The following is a 16,903-nucleotide window of genomic DNA, read 5'->3' on the forward strand; positions in this document are numbered from 1 at the left end:
ATGAGTCCAACTTCCGCCACCCCACAACAACTGATGCGCCTGGCCGTGGACCTGGCCCATGCCAACCGCCTCAAGGGCGGCCGCCCGTTCGGCGCCGTGCTCGCCCAGGGAAATGAAGTCGTTGCCACCGGCGTCAACGAAATCATTGCCAGCCACGACCCCAGCACCCATGCCGAAATGCAGGCCATACGCGCGGGCACGCAAAAACGCGCCAACCCCAGCCTGGCAGGCCTGTCCATCTATGCCAGCGGCCACCCCTGCCCCATGTGCCTGGCCGCCCTGGTCATGAATGGCGCCGAACAGGTGTTCTTCGCCTTCGACAACCAAGACGCCGCGCCTTACGGCTTGTCCAGCGAGGGGACATACCAGCGCCTGCGCCTGTCGCTGACGCCGCAGCCGCTGCCCATCACCCGCATCGACACCGGCATCCGCGCGTCCCAGCTCTATGGGGATGAGGCCTGGCCCGTCGCCTGATCCTCGTTGCCGCCAAAACCATAACAACAAACCGTGCTGCCCAGGACGAGCGGCGCGCACACCGGCGCGCCGCAGCGCAGCCAGCCCCCGAGCTTCATGACATCGACATCTTCCCGAACACACCACGTGCCACCATTGCTGTGGCTGGCCGTGGTGATACTGGTCACCATCAATCTGCGCCCCTTTCTGACGGCTCCGGGCCCCTTGGCACCGACCATACAGCAGGCCACGGGCATGGATTTGCGCAGCTTTTCCTGGCTCACGCTGCTGCCCATGGCGCTGATGGGCATTGGTGGCTGGCTTGCTCCCACGGCATTGCGACGCTGGGGCGCGCGCGCCGCCATTTGCGCCTCGTTGCTGCTGATTGCGCTGGGCTGCGCCCTGCGCCTGACGCCTGCAGGAGCTGCGACCGGCAGTCTGCTGATCGTCACGGCCGGCCTCTGCGGCGCGGGCGTGGCGCTGGCACAAAGCATTCTGCCGGGGCTGATCAAGCGCCAGTCTCCCCACAACGTGGCGCCCATGATGGGCCTGTATTCAGCCGCGCTCATGGGCGGCGGTGCACTCAGCGCCCAGCTCTCGCCCATGGCCATGCAGCTGGGTCTGAGCTGGCAGGCTTCGCTGGCCATCTGGGCCATCCCAGTGCTGCTGGCATTGCCGCTGGCCTGGCATGCGCTGACGCTGATGCACGAGCCCGTTGCCCCTGCACCCTCCGTGCCGCTGGTACAAGCCGACAGCGACACCGGCTGGCTGCTGCGCCGTGGCCGCACCTGGCTGCTGCTGATCAGCTTCGGCCTGATGAACGGCGGTTATGGCTCCACCGTTGCCTGGCTCGCTCCGTTCTATCAAACCCATGGCTGGACGGCCACGCAAAGCGGCTCGCTGCTGGCCATCTTGTCGATTGCGCAGGCCGCATCGGCGTTGGCCATGCCCGCTCTCGCGCGCCGCAGCCTGGACCGTCGCTGCTGGCTCATGCTGGCCTTGCTGCTGCAGATCATCGGCTTTGCCGGCCTCGGGCTCTGGCCCGATGCCATGCCCACACTCAATGCCATCGTGCTGGGTCTGGGTCTGGGCGGCTGCTTTTCGCTCTTCATGCTGGTGGCGCTGGACCATCTGCCATCGCCAACACAGGCCGGTGCCCTCAACTCGCTGATGCAGGGCGGCGGCTTCATCCTCGCCGCACTGGCCCCTCTGGTCATGGCACAGCTGCACCAGATCAGCGACAGCTGGATGACGGGCTGGCTTTATCAGGCCGGCGTCGCCGCGCTGGTCTGCCTGCTGGTGACACGCTTCAACCCCCAGGGCTACCCGCAAGCCATGCAACAGCCTTGAGCACGGCATTGCGATCCCCAAAAAAAGGGCCTGGAAACTTCCAGGCCCTTTTTCCTTTTCGTTTTTGCGCGGACTACTCGTTGACCAGCAGTTGCAGCCCATGCGCCTCGGTCGGCAAGGGTACCTCCCATCGGTGCAACATGCCCAGCAATGCGGCATTGCCGAGCGTGGTGTTGCGCTTGCTGTTACGCGCCAGCAAAGTGGACCTGCTTGCCTCCAGATGCACCAGTTCCACCTGCGCGCCATAGGCCAGGCACAGCTCCAGCGTCTTGCCGCGCATCTGCCTGGACAGATGCGTGGCATTCCAGACAAAAGCGGCCTTGGCGCGCAGCAGGCCTTTGGCCTTGTCCACCGCATGATGGGCCGCAGCGCCCTCGTTCTCGCCGTGGCGCAGGCCCAGTTCGGTGCGCGCATCGTCAAACGACACCACGGGCAGGCCCGCATGATGCCGGGCCACCCAGTGGTTCTTGCCCGATGCAGGCAGACCGCACATGACGATGACGCGCGAGCCCGGCTCTTCGTGCAAGGCGTAGTCCGGGTGCAACTCGGCACCGCGGAAATAGCGCACTGCCGTCTCGGCCGAAGCAAAGCTGCGCGGCTTGCGCAAACAGCCCTCTTCCAGCGCAAGCTCCCTGAACAGCTCGATATTCACCAGCACATTGCCCACATCGGGGCAGAAGCGTCCGCGAATATCGGCACGGGCCAGCAGCACCAGCAAATGCAGATCGACCTGCCAGGACAGCTCTCTGACCATGAACTCGGGCGAGACGCCTCGGCGCGAATCGGCAAAGGCGAAGAACGGCACCTGATGCACTGCAATCAGGCGGCAGACCGCCTCGCGCCGGGCCACGGGCGCGCCAGCCTCCCAGAGCATGAGCCGCGCATCGAGTGCACCCCGGCGCGAATGGCCGGGCTGCGAGATGCGGCCGTCGTCGGCTATCTGCGTGGTCGAGCACTTGGCGACATCGTGCAGCAGCGCGGCCAGAAAGACTGTCTCGCGCTCCTCGTTGGTGAGCTCTGCATAGTCGCCGTCCTGCAGCAGCTCGGTCACCACCATCTGCGTATGCGTCCAGACATCGCCTTCGGCATGGTAGATCGGATCTTGCGGCGTGGTCTTGGCCAGCTCCAGTTGCGGAAAAGCCTCCAGGCAGGCCGCCCAGTCCACCGCATGGTGAGCGGAATGCGGCACCAGGGCCGCGATCTGTTTCCAGCTCCACATAAATTCTCCTTTCACCGCAGCCTCCTCATGAAAACCACGGTTTTGATAGCTATCAACGCTTGTTGGACAAGCCTCACCAGCTTTTTTGAATCTTGTTGGCAAAAATATCGACGCCTGTGCGCAGACCGTTGGCGACAATGGGCCGCTCGCTGTGGTGCGAGCCCGACTCCAGGATCACCTGCACGAAGTCGGAGCGCACGAACTTGTAGCGCTCCACGGTCTGGCCGTTTTCCTCGACCTTGATGTACAGACCTTCGGCCAGCTCGGATCGGTCGGTCTGGCGCCAGGCCAACGGCAGATCCAGCTTCTGTCTTTGCACCTGATCCTCGAACATCGCCTTCCAGCCTGTGCTGCGCCCCAGAGATGGTGTCAGCAATGCCAGCAAATCCTGCATGCGCCTCGGTGCGATGCCCGCGTAGAGCACGGGCACGGACACCACGGGCACACCGTCCAGCAGCGCGTGGCGCTGCGGCGTGTCCAGAAACTGCTGCGCCGAGCGGTCCCAGATGTCGAACTCGCAAAACCAGTGCGGCAAGGCGTCGTAGTACAGAGAATGCTTGGCATACAGCCATTCGCCATACATCACATAGCGATCGTCCAGCAGCGCCATCAGCGCGCTCTCATGAGCTCGGGCCCATTGCTTGTAGGCGTTGAACTGACGCTCGCGCCCGCCCATCTGATCGGCTTGCAGATAGTGGCCGCGCGACTGCAGCAGCAAGCTGCCGTCGGCACCAAAGCTCAGTGCCGCATTGGCGCCGTCCAGCTTTTCCTCGACCACGATATGCCGGCCGGCCAGCGCATCGTAAGGCACGGCATCTGCCTGATCGCCGATCTGCAGCCGCGAGCCACGCAGATGCGGCGTGCGCGGATATTTGAGGATCTCCAGATTGAATAGATGTGGTGAAGTCATGTTGTGCTTTCCTAAAAGGGAATAAGCCACGCGCAAAAAAGGCGCGGCAGACAAATCAAGGACATGGACAGCGCCGCTCTCCGCTGCCATCGGAAAAAGACAGAACCCAAGCAGCCAAGCAAAGGGCCGGCCTAGAGTTCAGAGAGTGGGAGGAGCTTGGAGCCCGAATGCAATTCAGGCCAGAGACGCCAAGCAGGAAGATTGCCACCCTTCACAGAGCGGGAGTTCCACACCGCAGCGCACACGCGAGAAAGATCAGCGTGTGACGAAGTCGTTTAGCTCAAACGAATACGGCGGGACATGGTGCACCTCGAAAATGAGAGCGAATAGCGCAGGTGGAGCAAGGCTGGCGAGTGTATTTGCTTGCAAGCCCAACTGCCAAGCGCTTGACCGAAACTTGTTGCGCAAAGAACACGAAACGGTTTCACAGAGATGAAACAGAGGCTGGTTACAAATCGTAGTTTTCTTCCTGCACCTGCCAAACTCTCAATGACATCTGCACAGACCTTGCGCCAACCTCTTCTGATTTCCCTGATCACAGCCGCTGCCCTGGCCGCCTGTGGTGGCGGTGACAACAACACGAACAGCACCACACCAGCGCCTGCTCCGATTCCTGAAGTCCCGGCGCCGGCACCCGAGCCCGAGAAGACGCCCACCTCGCTCACGCTGGAGAAAATCGGCAGCTATCAGTCGGGCATTTTTCTGCAGAGCGCCGCCGAAATTACGGCTTTCGATCCTGTCACCAAGCGCGGCTTTGTGGTCAACGCCCAAAAGGGTGCGCTCGACGTGCTGGACATGAGCAACCCCGCCGCACCGCGCATGCTGGCCAGCCTGGATGCCACAAAGCTCTCGCTGGGTGCGGGGGCCTCCATCAACAGCGTGGCCGTGCATGGCGGCCTGGTGGCTGCAGCCGTGCAGGCATCGGTCAAGACGGACAAGGGCATGGTCGTCATCTATGACGCCGACAAGCTCGGCGTGATCGCCGAAGTGCCCGTGGGCGCCCTGCCCGATATGCTGACCTTCACCCCCGACGGCAAGACCATTCTGGTCGCCAACGAGGGCGAGCCCAGCGATGACTACCAGATCGACCCCGAAGGCTCGATCAGCGTGATCGATGTGAGCACGCCCGCCAAGCCCGTGGCGCGCACTGCCGACTTCAAGGCCTTCAACAGCCAGAAGGCCCAGTTGCTGGCCAAGGGCGTGCGCATCTTCGGCCCGACCGCAGACGGCCTGGGAACGGCCGCCGTGGCCAACGACCTGGAGCCCGAATACATTGCCGTGGCCCCGGACGGCAAGACGGCCTGGGTGACGCTGCAGGAAAACAATGCGCTGGCCATCGTGGACATCGCCAGCGCCACCGTGACCGATGTGGTGGCTCTGGGCTACAAGGATCATGGCGCGGCCGGCAACGAGCTGGACTTCGCCGACAGCGACGGCAAGAGCCCGGTCATCAACATCACCCAGGCCGCCAATGTGTTTGGCATGTACCAGCCCGACTCCATCGCCGCCTACAAGGCCGCCGACGGTGCGACCTATCTGGTCACTGCCAACGAAGGCGATGCACGCGCCTGGGGTGAAGGCAACAAGAGCTATTTCGGCACGGCCGCCGACAAGACGGCCAACACCCCGGCCACGGCGGGCGATATGAGCAAGGGCTTTGTGGAAGAGTGGCGCATCAAGCACCTGGTGCACAAGGACGGCTTTCTGCGCCGCGCGGGCGACGATCTGCCTGCCCATCTGGCTCAGCTGGCCAGCGGCGCCTATCTGAATGCCAGCAACTTTGCCTGGTGCGGCGCGGTCGGCACAGACCCCAAGACCTGCCGCGACGATGACAAACTGGGCCGCCTCAAGGTCACCTGGACCATGGGCTACCAGACCGACAGCAGCGGCAGCCCCGTCAAGGATGGCAAGGGCTACCTGACCTATGACAGGCTATACGCCTATGGCGGCCGCTCCATCTCCATCTGGGATGCCAAGGGCAAGCAGGTCTGGGACTCTGGCGCGGCCATCGAAAAATTCATCGCCAGCCCCGAATGCAAGCTGGGCGCCAGACGTGACATTGCCTGCGCCACCTACTTCAACACCGGTCATGACGAAACGGCCAGGCTCGATGCGCGCAGCAGCGCCAAGGGTCCCGAGCCCGAAGGACTGACCGTGGGCCAGATCGGCACCAAGACCTTTGTCTTTGTGGGCCTGGAACGCATGGGAGGCATTCTGGTGTTCGACATCACCGACCCCAAGGCACCCAAGCAGATCGACTATCTGAACACTCGCGAAAACTGGACCGCCAGCTTTGACAGCAAATCCGCGCTGGCAGGCACTGCACTCAGCGATGTGGGCGATCTGGGCCCCGAAGGCCTGCACTTCATTTCTGCCGCCAAGTCACCCAACGGCAAACCCTTGCTGATGGTGGGCAACGAGGTCAGCGGCACCACGGCCATCTACCAGCTCAATCTGCAATATTGAAACCTGCAGACAAGCAATCGCTTTCATGCCAAGCCTCGTCCCCACGGGGCTTTTTGCTATTCAAATCAAGCAAAGACTGCACCGAGGGTTTCTCAATTACGTAACAATAAGCGCCAGCGGTCGGTGTACCGCCTATGGGTTCCCATTCGCCGCAAGCCAGACGCTTGCGACCTACTAAACCGCCGTGTATCCGGACGGCGGTGGCTTTTTGAACGGAGCACTTAATGACGCACTCTTTCGCTCGCCGCCAGGCGCTGCGCGGCTTGGCCGTGGCAGCTCTCGCCTCCTCTTCCCTGCTGTCCGCAGCGCATGCAGACACCCCCGCCGTGCTGCGCGTCTCGGCCATTCCCGACGAGGCACCGACCGAGCTGCAGCGCAAGTTCAAGCCCCTGGGCGAATACCTCTCGCAAGCCACCGGCATGAAGGTGGTGTTCACCCCCGTATCCGACTACGCAGCCGTGGTCGAGTCCCTGGCCACCAAAAAGCTGGACCTGGCCTGGCTGGGCGGTTTCACCTATGTGCAGGCCAAGATTCGCACCAACGGCACGGCCATCCCCATTGTGCAACGGGCCGAAGATGCGGTCTTCACCAGCAAGTTCATCACGGCCGACCCCGCCATCAAGACGCTGGCCGACCTCAAGGGCAAGACCTTTGCCTTCGGTGCACCTTCGTCCACCTCAGGCAGCCTGATGCCGCGTTTCTTCCTGCAGCAGGACGGCCTGAATCCCGAAAAAGATTTCAAGACCGTGGCCTACTCGGGCGCGCATGACGCCACCGTGGCCTTTGTGGCCGCAGGCAAGGCCGAGGCCGGCGTGCTCAACACTTCGGTGTGGGACAAGCTGGTCGAATCCAAGAAGGTGGACACGAGCAAGGTGCGCGTGTTCGCCACGACGCCCACCTACTTTGACTACAACTGGACGGTGCGCGGCGACCTGGACCCAGCCATCGTCAAGAAACTGACTACTGCCTTCCTGGCACTGGACCCCAGCAAGCCAGAGCACAAGGCCATCATGGACCTGCAGCGCGCCTCCAAGTTCATCGCCACCGACTCCAAGAACTACGACGGCATCGAAGCTGCCGCCAAGTCCGCCGGTCTGCTGAAGTAAGAAATTCAGCTTTTTTGACTGCCAACGCTTATTTATCAGGCGTTGGCAGCTATTGTTTTCAGAGTATTCGTCTCATGAGCTTCATGCTGGACGATGTGGGCCTGACCCACAGCAACGGCTTTACCGCCCTGTCCCATATCTCCTTGTCCGCCATCCAGGGCGAGAGCATTGCGCTCATCGGCCCCTCGGGCGCCGGCAAGACTTCGCTGCTCAGCACCATAGGCACAGCCTACCTGCCCACGGCAGGTCGCATGCAGGTGCTGGGCCGGACCGCGTCTGCGCAATCCGCCGCCCGCGAACTCAAGGCTTTGCGCAGCCGCATCGGCACCGTGCACCAGGCCGCCCCCATTCCGCTGCGTCAGCGCGTAGTCACGGCCGTGCTGGCCGGCAAGCTCGGCCAGTGGCCGCTGTGGAAGGCGCTGGCATCGCTGGCCTATCCGCAGGACATTGCGGGCGCGCGCGAGGCCCTGGCCCGCGTGCAGCTCGAGGACAAGCTGTTTGCACGCTGCGACCAGCTCTCCGGCGGCCAGCTGCAGCGCGTGGGCATTGCCCGCGTGCTCTACCAGCAGGCCGAACTGATTCTGGCCGACGAGCCGGTCTCGACCCTGGACCCTGCACTCTCGCAGGCCACGGTGCAGTTGCTGGTGCGGGAAGCCGCCGCGCGCAAGGCCACGCTGGTGGCCAGCCTGCATGCCGTCGATCTGGCGCTGGCCAACTTTGCCCGCATCGTCGGCGTGCGCGATGGCCGCCTGGCCTTTGACCTGCCGGCCGCGCAGGTCAGCGATGCGCAGTTGCAAGCGCTCTATGCCCATACCGATGGCAGAGCGGCCGACTTGCCCATGCTGCACAACCGCCTGGCTCAGCGCGATCCCGCCAGCATCACGCCCACTCCCATCCAGGTGAACGCATGCCGGTAGACATGCTCGAGCAAGCCCGGCCATCACGCCGCGACCCCTCTGCTCGCGGCCGCCTGAGCGGCCTGATCCTGACCCTGGTCGTGCTCTGGCCCATGCTGCAGACCTCGGGCTTTTCGCTCAAGCCGCTTTTCGATGCCGACAATCTCAAAGTCATCGGCGGCTTTCTCGCGCAGTTTCTGCCGCCCGAGACCAGTAGGGAGTTTCTGGCCTATCTGGCTCAGGCCACGCTGGAGACCCTGGCCATCGCCACGGCCGGCATGGCGCTGGCCTTTGTGATTGCCGTACCCATGGCCTATCTGTCCACGGGCGCGGCACGCGAGAGAGTCACGCTCAACCCCATCGCCCGCAGCGTGCTCACCATCCTGCGCGGCATTCCCGAGCTGGTCTGGGCTCTGGTGTTCGTGCGTGTCTTCGGCCTGGGCCCGGCAGCCGGTGTGCTGGCCCTGGGCCTGACCTATGGCGGCATGCTGGCCAAGGTCTATGCGGAAATTCTCGAATCCACCGACCCCGCCCCGGCCCGCGCCCTGCGTGCCAGCGGCACCGGCCGTATCCAGGCCCTGCTCTATGGCCTGCTGCCCCAGGCTGCCAAGGAGCTGACCTCCTACACCGTCTACCGCTGGGAATGCGCGGTCCGTGCCTCGGTGGTCATGGGCTTTGTCGGGGCGGGGGGCCTGGGCCAGCTCATGGATCAGGCCATGAAGATGCTCAACGGCGGCGAAGCCGCCAGCATTCTGCTGGCCTTCATGCTGCTGGTGGCGGCGGCCGATCTGCTTTCCTGGTGGCTGCGTCGCGCGCTCGACGCCGCGCCTGCTGCGCGCGCCCAGCCCTTCGGCTGGCGAACCGGCACATTTCTGCTGGCTGCCTGCGCGGCGCTATGGGCCAGTCTGCGGCTTCTGGATATTGATTTCTCTGCGCTGTTCACGGCAGATGCTGCCGCCAGCATGGGCGACTTCGTGCGTGGCTTTTTCCCGCCCGATCTGAGCCAGTCCTGGCTGCTCAAGGTGCTGCAAGGCATCTGGGAGACCCTGGCCATCTCCATAGTCGGCACCTTGCTGGCCGCGATCGCGGGCCTGCTGCTGGCCCTGCCGCGCTGGCGTGCGCCATGGAATGTGGTGCTTAACGTGCTGCGCTCCGTGCCCGAGCTGGTCTGGGCCACGATCACCGCGCTGGCCGTGGGCCTGGGCCCGTTTGCCGGTGCGCTGGCCCTGGCCCTGCATACCACCGGCGTGCTGGGCCGCCTGTTTGCCGAGGCCTTGCAGAATGCTCCGGCCGCCCCCGCGAATGCGCTCAAGCTCAGCGGCAGCAATCGCCTGCTGGCATTTTGCTATGGCACCCTCCCTGGCGCAGCGCCGCAGTTGCTGGCATACACGCTGTACCGCTGGGAAATGAATATCCGCATGGCGGCGATTCTGGGCTTTGTGGGTGCCGGCGGTCTGGGCCAGCTGCTGTACTTCGAGCTTTCGCTGTTCCACTATGCCCAGGCCAGCACCGTGATCATGGCCATGCTTTTGCTGAGCATTGCCGTGGACTGGAGCAGCGCCGGCCTGCGCCGTGCCATGCGTTGAGACAGTTGACGCGGTGCCCAGGCACCGAATCAGCTTCATCCGTTCCTCCATCACATCCGCCGCGCAGCCCCCCAGATGGGCCAACGCGGCCAGCGATCCGGTCTGCATCCAGGTCTCGATGAGAGTTGAAACCTGAATGACTTCAGCCACACCTGGCACCGCTTAGAGCGATGCTGCTTCACACTCCCAGGGGCAGGTCGGCCTTCTTCAGCGTGCGCAGCACAAAGCTGGACTGGCTATGACGTATGCCCTTGATCTTGTAGAGCTTTTCGCGCAGCAGGCGCTCGTAATCGCGCGTGTCCTTGACAACGATACGCAGCAGATAATCGTACTCGCCCGAAACCAGATGCGCCTCCACTACCTCGGGAATGGTGGCCAGCACCTCGCCGAACTTCTCCAGCGTGTTGTCCGAGTGGCTGTCCAGCGTGACCATGACCAGAACCGAATCGGCCAGTCCCAGCGCCTGCGGGTTCAGACGCACGGTATAGCCCTCGATCACGCCGGCCTCCTCCATCTTCTTGATGCGTGCCCAGCATGGTGATGCACTCAGACCCACGGCCGCGCCAATCTCCTGCAGACTGGCGCGCGCGTTAGCCTGCAATGCAGCAAGAATCTTTTTATCCAGAGTATCCATATCTTGGAATTTACCGCTAAAAATTCAAAAACAGAAAAATTTTCTGTAGCAACACTGTATTTACAGAATTTGAAGCAACATTTTCTGCACTGCAACATGCACACTTGAGTCCATGGAAGCACGTTTACCGACGCAGCAAAACCATTCAACATACCGCGCCGTTTACCGTCAGCATCCGGTTGGTTGATCCGCAATACGCATATGCAACAGGCCGCATCACTTAAGCACAGTGGTGCGGCCTGTTGATATTTGGACTGCTCAGTCACTCCGGCAAACGACAGCGGCATGAAAAAACCCGGCCGGATTTCCATCGGGCCGGGTTTTCGGGAGCCGGCCCGGCGCACAAGGCACCTGGCGGACGCTCATGCTGTCTACAGGGCTCGCGGCGGAGCAGCATCGACTTGCACATGCTTGCGCACCTTGCTAACCAGACTTTCGCTCACATCCGAAGCCTGGTTGCCCCAGCCCGTGCGCAGAAAGGTGGCCAGTGCGGCCGCCTCACCGTCGGTAAGGCGGTCGGCATAGTCCTGCATCACCAGATGCATGGGACGGCGCTCCGTAGCGGGCGATGAAGCGCCCTTGAGAATCACCGATACCAGCGGGCTGGCATCCTTGCCCAGCACCATGGCATTGCCTTGCAGCTCGGGGAAGATCTCGGGAGCGCCCTTGCCACTGACAAAGTGACAGGCGGCGCAATTGTCGAGATACAGGCGAGCACCCAAAGGCATGTCGGGAGACGCGGATTTCAGCAGCTTGGCCGTGGCCAAGTGCGTGCGCGCACCTCGGTGCTCGATGAGCCCATGGGTCTTCGGGACAGAGCAAGCCAGCATCTTTCTCAAGAGCAAGAACATCTGGCAATTGCATTACGCAAGCAAGGGCATCTGTCGCTGGACGATCTCATGGGGCAGCTCCTGGAGACGGCACCCAAGCTCAGCCGCAGCGCCTTGCATCGATGCCTGCAGCGTCACGGAATCAGTCGACAGCCAGCAATGCAGGTGCCGCGAAGGCGCGGAAAGTTTGAAGAAACGACGCTGGGCTTCGTGTACATCGACAACGCCGAAATGAAGATCTCCAGCGGCAGACAGCACATGTTTGTTGCCATAGACCGCGTCACAAAGTTTACGCATGTTGCGTTCTTTGACAGGGCCACGAAAGCCAACGCAGCGCAGTTCCTTCGGCAGGTGCTTGTGGCCTTCCCGTACCGCATACATACCGTTCTGACGGACAACGGCATGGCCTTCACAGGGCAAGAACGCTTCAAAGGTGGCGTCACCGACACATGCATCGATCACATCTTTGAACGCATCTGCAAGTTCAATGGAATCGAGAAACGACATACCAAGCCGTACCACCCTTGGACTAACGGCATGGTCGATCGCATGAACCGGACCATCAAGGAATCCACGATCAAGGCGTATGAGTACGAGGGCCTGGAGCAGCTACGGGAGCATGTCCAGGCATTTGGTCAAAGCTACAACTTCGGCAAGCACTTGAAAGCGCTCAGGTGGAAGACACCATTCCGTGCGATGTGCGAGGCGTGGGAAAAAGATCCAAGTCGCTTTAGACTTCATCCGCACCATCTCACTGTGGGACTGAACATCTAAGCGGGAGCCCGTGGCAATGAAAACCGGAACGTGGTGCCCTGTCCGCCACTCTCGACAAGATGAATGGAGACTCCATGCAGCTCCAGCATCTGATGCACGATTCTCAGGCCCAGGCCACCGTCACGGCGGGCACCACCTACGGTAAATGGACGCCTGAACAGGCCTTCGCGCAACTCTGGCGGGATGCCCGGGCCGGAGTCACTGATCGTCACCTCCAGCTCTTGGCCCACTGCTCTTATGGCTATCCTGATCGCCCCGCCTTCGGGGGTATAGCGCAAGGCGTTATCCAGCAGATTGCTCAGGACGCGCTCTATCATTCCCAGATCCGCACGAACTGCCGGAAGTTGAGGAGCAAGGTCCGCCTGCAGGGCAATATGACGCGACTCTGCCGCAAGCTCGAACTTCTGAAAAACGTCCTGCACCAGATCAACCAGAGAGAATGATTCGAGCTCCGGTTGCACAAAGCCGTATTCCAGTCTGGCCAGCTCGAACAGGCTTTGGGACAGGGCCCCTACTCTTCGACTCTGGTCGAGCGCAATGCCAAGGTAGCGCCTACGCTCTGCAGGCTCCAGGCTTGCATCCTTCAGAAGCAAGGTCTCCAGATACCCATGCAAGGATGACAGCGGTGTGCGCAGATCGTGGGAAATATTCGCGATCAATTCCCTGCGCTCCTGATCCTGCCGCGTGAGAGCTTCCCATTGCTCGCTGATGCGCAGCACCATCTGCCGATAGGCAGCGTCCAGCACTGCAATCTCGTCACGGCTGTGATTGGCCACATCCGGGGAGCGTTCCGGCATCTCGGGGGGAGCGCCATGCATGTCAAACTGCCGAACCGACTCGGTCAGACGCCGCAAGGGACGCGTGATCAAGGTGAAGGCGACAAGGCCCGCAGCGAGACAGAGCAGCCCGACCATGCCAATCGACAGCAGTGCCGTCTTCAACACTGCATCTGCCGAGCCTCTGGCAGCAAGAAGATCATGGGCCTCGCCAAGCAACACCACATAGATGAAGCCGACTTGCCGCCCGCTCACGCTCAAAGGGGCCGCACTGAAAACCTTGCGGCCATCGCGGCTGCGCGGATCATCGCCCAGAATCGGCAGCATCTGTCCATCGATAAATCGATGCACCGGCTCAAGATCGACCCGGTCGCGACGCAAACGCCCCTCGGGTGCCGCGTGGCCGGCGATGCGGCCGTCGGGCTCCAGCAGATAGACCTCCACACTCGGGTTCACCATCATCAGCTGGTTGAAAAGATTTCGCACCGCGTTAGGCATCAAGCCATTCGCATCGGTCAGCTGGGCATCGCGGGCAATACTCTCGGCGACATCGCGCGACAAGGCCTGCACCACTTCCAGCTCATGCATGCGGTTGGAGCGAAGCTGCAGCCAGGCCGAGGTACCGCTGCAGACCAGTAGCAACACGGCAAACACGATCGCCAGCCGCTGGGTCAGAGTCAGGTTCATTCGCTCTCTCCAGTTTCAGCGAACTTGTAGCCGCGCCCCCAAACCGTGAGGATCCGCGTCGGCTGTGCTGGATTGAGCTCCACCTTGGCGCGAAGCCGGTTGATATGGGTGTTGACGGTGTGCTCGTAGCCCTCGTGCTGATAGCCCCAGACCGCATTGAGCAGGTCCATGCGCGAGAACACCTTGCCCGACTGGCGGGCAAAGAAATACAGAAGATCGAACTCGCGCGGCGTGAGATCGAGACGACGCCCGCTCAGACTGGCCTCCCGCGCCACCGGGTCCATGACCAGCCCATTGACCGACAGGCTGCCGGATTCCAGGCGCGCACTCTGAGCCAGAGCATCGACCCGGCGCAGCAGAGCCTTCACCCGTGCCACGAGTTCCAGAACGGAAAACGGCTTGGCCAGATAGTCGTCCGCGCCGATCTCCAGCCCCAGAATGCGATGCACCTCACTGGAGCGAGCACTGATGATGATGATCGGCGTGTAGCGGGTCATGGCACGCGCACGCCTGCATATCTCCAAGCCATCCACGCCAGGCAACATCAGATCCAGCACCAGCGCATCCCAGCCTCCGCGCTCCAGATGCGCGAGGCCGTCGTCGCCGCGGGCGCAATGCACGACCTCCAGCCCCTCGTCCCGAAGGTGGAGCGAAAGCAGATCGGCGATGTGGGCATCGTCCTCGACCAGCAGAATGCGACGGACGTTAGTCATGGGTAATCAGGTCTCCGGGAGGGACGGTCGATGCAGAACCGCGTACTTTCATATTGTGCTCAAACTGCTCGCGGGGAGTTATCACGTTTTTTTTAACTTTGCGTGAGGACTTCGGGATCGCCACTCCATAAGCTCAATGTCATCGAACCCAGAAAGCCGATGCCATGACCACCCGACGCCATATGCTGCTGGGCGCAGCAGCCTCCTGTGCAGCGCTTGCCACCGGAATCTTCCAGCGCCACGCGACTGCAGCGACAGAGACCTTCGAAGTCAGCTATACCGACGCCCAGTGGCGTGCACGGCTCAGCCCTCAGCAATATGCGGTGCTGCGCCAGGAGGCGACGGAGCCGCCCGGCAGCAGCCCGCTCAACAAGGAGCATCGTCCTGGAACATTTTCCTGCGCAGGCTGTTCCTTGCCCTTGTTTGCCTCCTCCACCAAGTTCGACAGCGGCACCGGCTGGCCCAGCTTCTGGAAGCCGCTGGACAACGCCGTCGCCACCCGCAAGGACCGAAGCTACGGCATGGTGCGTGTCGAAGCGCACTGCCGGCGCTGTGGCGGCCATCTCGGCCATGTCTTCGAAGACGGGCCGCCTCCCACAGGTCTGCGCTATTGCATGAACGGCCTGGCCTTGGCTTTCACGCCCAGGCCGGCCTGAGGAGAAACAGGCCATGCTGCTGATCGTCCTTGCCTATCTGGGTGGTGTGCTGACCATCGTCAGTCCCTGCATCCTGCCCGTGCTGCCTTTTGTGTTCTCTCGCGCGAACCAGCCCTTTGTGCGCAACGGCCTGCCATTGCTGGCAGGCATGGCATTGACCTTTGCGATCGTTGCCTCTCTCGCCGCCGTCGGCGGCGGCTGGGTGGTGGCTGCCAATCAGTATGGCCGCTGGCTGGCACTGGCTCTGGTGGCCGTTTTCGGGCTGACACTGCTGCTACCGCATCTGTCGGAGAGGCTGACCCGCCCATTGGTGACTGCCGGATCGCGCCTGTCCGAGTCGGTGCAGCAAGACGGTACACCGAAGATGGCTTCCTCGGTGTTGCTGGGAATCGCAACAGGGCTGCTATGGGCTCCATGTGCCGGGCCCATCCTGGGACTGATATTGACCGGTGCCGCCCTGCAGGGCGCCAACACCACCTCGACCCTGCTACTTCTGGCCTATGCCGCCGGGGCTGCGACTTCCATGGCTGCGGCTTTGCTGCTCGGCGGACGGGTATTTGCCGCGCTCAAGCGTTCGCTGGGTGCCGGTGAATGGGTACGTCGCGGCCTCGGTGCAGCCATGCTCGCGGGCGTGGCCGCCATCGCCCTGGGGATCGATACCGGCGTACTGGCTCGACTGTCAACGGCATCCACCGGCGGCCTGGAGCAGAAACTGGTCGAGCGCCTGAACCAGCCTCATGGAGAAGACCCCACGACCATGCGCGGCAATCCGGGCACGATGATGCGGGGAGCATCCCAGGCACCCGCTGAGGGAGCCGCCATGATGTCTGCAGGAGCCGCAATGCGCATGAGCGGACCATCGAATAAAGCCCCTGCACTGCCCGATGAAGGCATCGCACCATCGCTGGGCGAGGCAACCCAATGGCTCAACTCCAAGCCTCTGAGCGGGCAAGACCTGCGTGGCAAGGTGGTGCTGGTGGATTTCTGGACCTACTCCTGCATCAACTGCCTGCGCACCCTTCCCTATGTGAAGGCATGGGCAGAAAAATACCGTGATCAAGGTCTGATCGTGGTCGGTGTGCACGCCCCCGAGTTCGCCTTTGAGCGCGACATAGGCAACGTGAGCAAGGCCATGAAAGACCTGGGCATCAACTATCCGGTGGCCGTTGACAACCAGTATGCAATCTGGCGCGCATTCAAGAACCAGTATTGGCCTGCTCACTACTTCATCGATGCCACGGGACGCATCCGCCACCACCACTTTGGCGAAGGCGGCTACGCCGAGTCGGAGCGGGTGATACAACAGCTTCTCCAAGAGGCGGGCAGCTCCCAGTCAACCATGGGCCTGACGGAGGTAGATGCCGGGGGCGTTCAACTGGCCGCCAACATGGATGAGGTCGCGTCCCCCGAAACCTATCTGGGTTATGAGCGTGCCGAGAACTTTCTCTCCACACCCAAAGCCGTTCCCGACAGGACGGCAACGTATCGGGAACCGGAACGGCCCAGGCTGAACACCTGGGGCCTTGCCGGGCAATGGATGGTTGGAGCGGAAAGCGCCTTGCTGACCGGTCCATCAGGCAGCATCGTCTACCGGTTCAAGGCGCGTGACCTACACCTGGTGCTGAGCCCCGGCCCTGACGGAAAGCCCGTGCGCTTCAAGGTCCGCATTGACGGCAAACCACCCGGCACCGCCCACGGCGTGGACGTGGCCGCCGACGGCAGCGGCACTGTCACCGGCCAGCGGCTTTACCAGCTGGTGCGCCAATCCGGAGTCATTACCGAGCACACCTTCAGCATCGAGTTCCTGGACAGCGGCGTTTCCGCCTATGCCTTCACTTTCGGATAGC

Annotated in this window: 15 protein-coding genes; 9 read left to right on the forward strand and 6 right to left on the reverse strand. The window is 62.5% G+C overall.

What is annotated here, in order from left to right:
- Positions 1 to 33 precede the first annotated feature (33 nt).
- Positions 34 to 474, forward strand: a complete 441-nt coding sequence (locus tag FSY45_RS06875) for a nucleoside deaminase (protein WP_046460242.1) — start codon at positions 34 to 36, stop codon at positions 472 to 474.
- A gap of 96 nt (positions 475 to 570) precedes the next feature.
- A complete protein-coding gene (locus tag FSY45_RS06880; protein ID WP_039048935.1) occupies positions 571 to 1,803 on the forward strand; it encodes a cyanate transporter in 1,233 nt (410 codons plus the stop codon).
- 73 nt (positions 1,804 to 1,876) lie between these two features.
- Here the strand turns inward: FSY45_RS06880 and FSY45_RS06885 are convergent, their stop codons facing one another.
- Both FSY45_RS06885 and FSY45_RS06890 read right to left on the reverse strand, forming a co-directional pair.
- A complete protein-coding gene (locus tag FSY45_RS06885) occupies positions 1,877 to 3,022 on the reverse strand; it encodes an AAA family ATPase (RefSeq protein WP_046460241.1) in 1,146 nt (381 codons plus the stop codon).
- Between the two features lie 73 nt (positions 3,023 to 3,095).
- The gene (locus tag FSY45_RS06890; RefSeq protein WP_057092440.1) at positions 3,096 to 3,932 is read right to left on the reverse strand and encodes an RNA ligase family protein; all 837 of its coding nucleotides are present in this window, start codon (positions 3,930 to 3,932) and stop codon (positions 3,096 to 3,098) included.
- Positions 3,933 to 4,421: 489 nt separating this feature from the next.
- Between FSY45_RS06890 and FSY45_RS06895 the strand changes: the two genes are divergently transcribed.
- From FSY45_RS06895 to phnE, 4 genes are all read left to right on the forward strand, one after another.
- Positions 4,422 to 6,398 (forward strand): choice-of-anchor I family protein, encoded by a 1,977-nt coding sequence (locus FSY45_RS06895; protein ID WP_046460239.1) that lies wholly within the window; start codon positions 4,422 to 4,424, stop codon positions 6,396 to 6,398.
- 224 nt (positions 6,399 to 6,622) lie between these two features.
- Positions 6,623 to 7,504 carry a putative selenate ABC transporter substrate-binding protein gene (locus FSY45_RS06900; protein ID WP_003062471.1) on the forward strand — a complete coding sequence of 294 codons (882 nt, stop codon included), beginning with the start codon at positions 6,623 to 6,625 and terminating at the stop codon, positions 7,502 to 7,504.
- A 74-nt stretch (positions 7,505 to 7,578) separates the two neighbouring features.
- Complete coding sequence (locus FSY45_RS06905; RefSeq protein WP_148747976.1) at positions 7,579 to 8,421, forward strand: phosphonate ABC transporter ATP-binding protein; 843 nt, start codon at positions 7,579 to 7,581, stop codon at positions 8,419 to 8,421.
- Complete coding sequence (gene phnE, locus FSY45_RS06910; protein ID WP_046460237.1) at positions 8,412 to 9,986, forward strand: phosphonate ABC transporter, permease protein PhnE; 1,575 nt, start codon at positions 8,412 to 8,414, stop codon at positions 9,984 to 9,986. The genes FSY45_RS06905 and phnE overlap by 10 nt, the downstream gene beginning before the upstream one ends.
- A gap of 178 nt (positions 9,987 to 10,164) precedes the next feature.
- Here phnE and FSY45_RS06915 read toward each other — a convergent pair whose 3' ends face one another.
- Together FSY45_RS06915 and FSY45_RS06920 are read right to left on the reverse strand one after the other, a co-directional pair.
- On the reverse strand, positions 10,165 to 10,620 hold the full coding sequence (locus FSY45_RS06915; protein ID WP_003062481.1) for an Lrp/AsnC family transcriptional regulator: 456 nt from the start codon (positions 10,618 to 10,620) through the stop codon (positions 10,165 to 10,167).
- Positions 10,621 to 10,991: 371 nt separating this feature from the next.
- A complete protein-coding gene (locus FSY45_RS06920) occupies positions 10,992 to 11,387 on the reverse strand; it encodes a cytochrome c (RefSeq protein ID WP_046460236.1) in 396 nt (131 codons plus the stop codon).
- A 33-nt stretch (positions 11,388 to 11,420) separates the two neighbouring features.
- Between FSY45_RS06920 and FSY45_RS06925 the strand changes: the two genes are divergently transcribed.
- Positions 11,421 to 12,224: an integrase core domain-containing protein gene (locus FSY45_RS06925; RefSeq protein WP_046460274.1), complete on the forward strand. Its 804-nt coding sequence runs from the start codon at positions 11,421 to 11,423 to the stop codon at positions 12,222 to 12,224.
- Here FSY45_RS06925 and FSY45_RS06930 read toward each other — a convergent pair.
- Positions 12,221 to 13,687 carry a HAMP domain-containing sensor histidine kinase gene (locus tag FSY45_RS06930; protein ID WP_003067615.1) on the reverse strand — a complete coding sequence of 489 codons (1,467 nt, stop codon included), beginning with the start codon at positions 13,685 to 13,687 and terminating at the stop codon, positions 12,221 to 12,223. The two genes, FSY45_RS06925 and FSY45_RS06930, sit on opposite strands and share 4 nt — an antisense overlap.
- Positions 13,684 to 14,400: a response regulator transcription factor gene (locus FSY45_RS06935; RefSeq protein ID WP_003067613.1), complete on the reverse strand. Its 717-nt coding sequence runs from the start codon at positions 14,398 to 14,400 to the stop codon at positions 13,684 to 13,686. Before FSY45_RS06935 ends, FSY45_RS06930 begins: the two co-directional genes overlap by 4 nt.
- Positions 14,401 to 14,564: 164 nt before the next feature.
- On the opposite strand from FSY45_RS06935, the gene msrB reads away from it, so the two are divergent.
- Positions 14,565 to 15,056, forward strand: a complete 492-nt coding sequence (msrB, locus tag FSY45_RS06940; protein WP_046460235.1) for a peptide-methionine (R)-S-oxide reductase MsrB — start codon at positions 14,565 to 14,567, stop codon at positions 15,054 to 15,056.
- A 13-nt stretch (positions 15,057 to 15,069) separates the two neighbouring features.
- Entirely contained in the window at positions 15,070 to 16,902 is a 1,833-nt protein-coding gene (locus FSY45_RS06945; RefSeq protein ID WP_046460234.1) for a cytochrome c biogenesis protein DipZ, read from the forward strand.
- The last annotated feature ends 1 nt before the right edge of the window (position 16,903 follow it).

The organism is Comamonas sp. Z1 (assembly GCF_008121555.1).
GTDB classification, from domain to species: domain Bacteria; phylum Pseudomonadota; class Gammaproteobacteria; order Burkholderiales; family Burkholderiaceae_C; genus Comamonas; species Comamonas thiooxydans.

What these genes read in the sequence shown, in the direction of transcription:
- FSY45_RS06875 (WP_046460242.1), top strand. Translation starts at nt 34, where the DNA reads ATGCGCCTGGCCGTGGACCTGGCCCATGCCAACCGCCTCAAGGGCGGC.
- FSY45_RS06880 (WP_039048935.1), top strand. Translation starts at nt 571, where the DNA reads ATGACATCGACATCTTCCCGAACACACCACGTGCCACCATTGCTGTGG.
- FSY45_RS06885 (WP_046460241.1), bottom strand. Translation starts at nt 3,022, where the DNA reads ATGTGGAGCTGGAAACAGATCGCGGCCCTGGTGCCGCATTCCGCTCAC.
- FSY45_RS06890 (WP_057092440.1), bottom strand. Translation starts at nt 3,932, where the DNA reads ATGACTTCACCACATCTATTCAATCTGGAGATCCTCAAATATCCGCGC.
- FSY45_RS06895 (WP_046460239.1), top strand. Translation starts at nt 4,422, where the DNA reads ATGACATCTGCACAGACCTTGCGCCAACCTCTTCTGATTTCCCTGATC.
- FSY45_RS06900 (WP_003062471.1), top strand. Translation starts at nt 6,623, where the DNA reads ATGACGCACTCTTTCGCTCGCCGCCAGGCGCTGCGCGGCTTGGCCGTG.
- FSY45_RS06905 (WP_148747976.1), top strand. Translation starts at nt 7,579, where the DNA reads ATGAGCTTCATGCTGGACGATGTGGGCCTGACCCACAGCAACGGCTTT.
- phnE (WP_046460237.1), top strand. Translation starts at nt 8,412, where the DNA reads ATGCCGGTAGACATGCTCGAGCAAGCCCGGCCATCACGCCGCGACCCC.
- FSY45_RS06915 (WP_003062481.1), bottom strand. Translation starts at nt 10,620, where the DNA reads ATGGATACTCTGGATAAAAAGATTCTTGCTGCATTGCAGGCTAACGCG.
- FSY45_RS06925 (WP_046460274.1), top strand. Translation starts at nt 11,421, where the DNA reads ATGGGTCTTCGGGACAGAGCAAGCCAGCATCTTTCTCAAGAGCAAGAA.
- FSY45_RS06930 (WP_003067615.1), bottom strand. Translation starts at nt 13,687, where the DNA reads ATGAACCTGACTCTGACCCAGCGGCTGGCGATCGTGTTTGCCGTGTTG.
- FSY45_RS06935 (WP_003067613.1), bottom strand. Translation starts at nt 14,400, where the DNA reads ATGACTAACGTCCGTCGCATTCTGCTGGTCGAGGACGATGCCCACATC.
- msrB (WP_046460235.1), top strand. Translation starts at nt 14,565, where the DNA reads ATGACCACCCGACGCCATATGCTGCTGGGCGCAGCAGCCTCCTGTGCA.
- FSY45_RS06945 (WP_046460234.1), top strand. Translation starts at nt 15,070, where the DNA reads ATGCTGCTGATCGTCCTTGCCTATCTGGGTGGTGTGCTGACCATCGTC.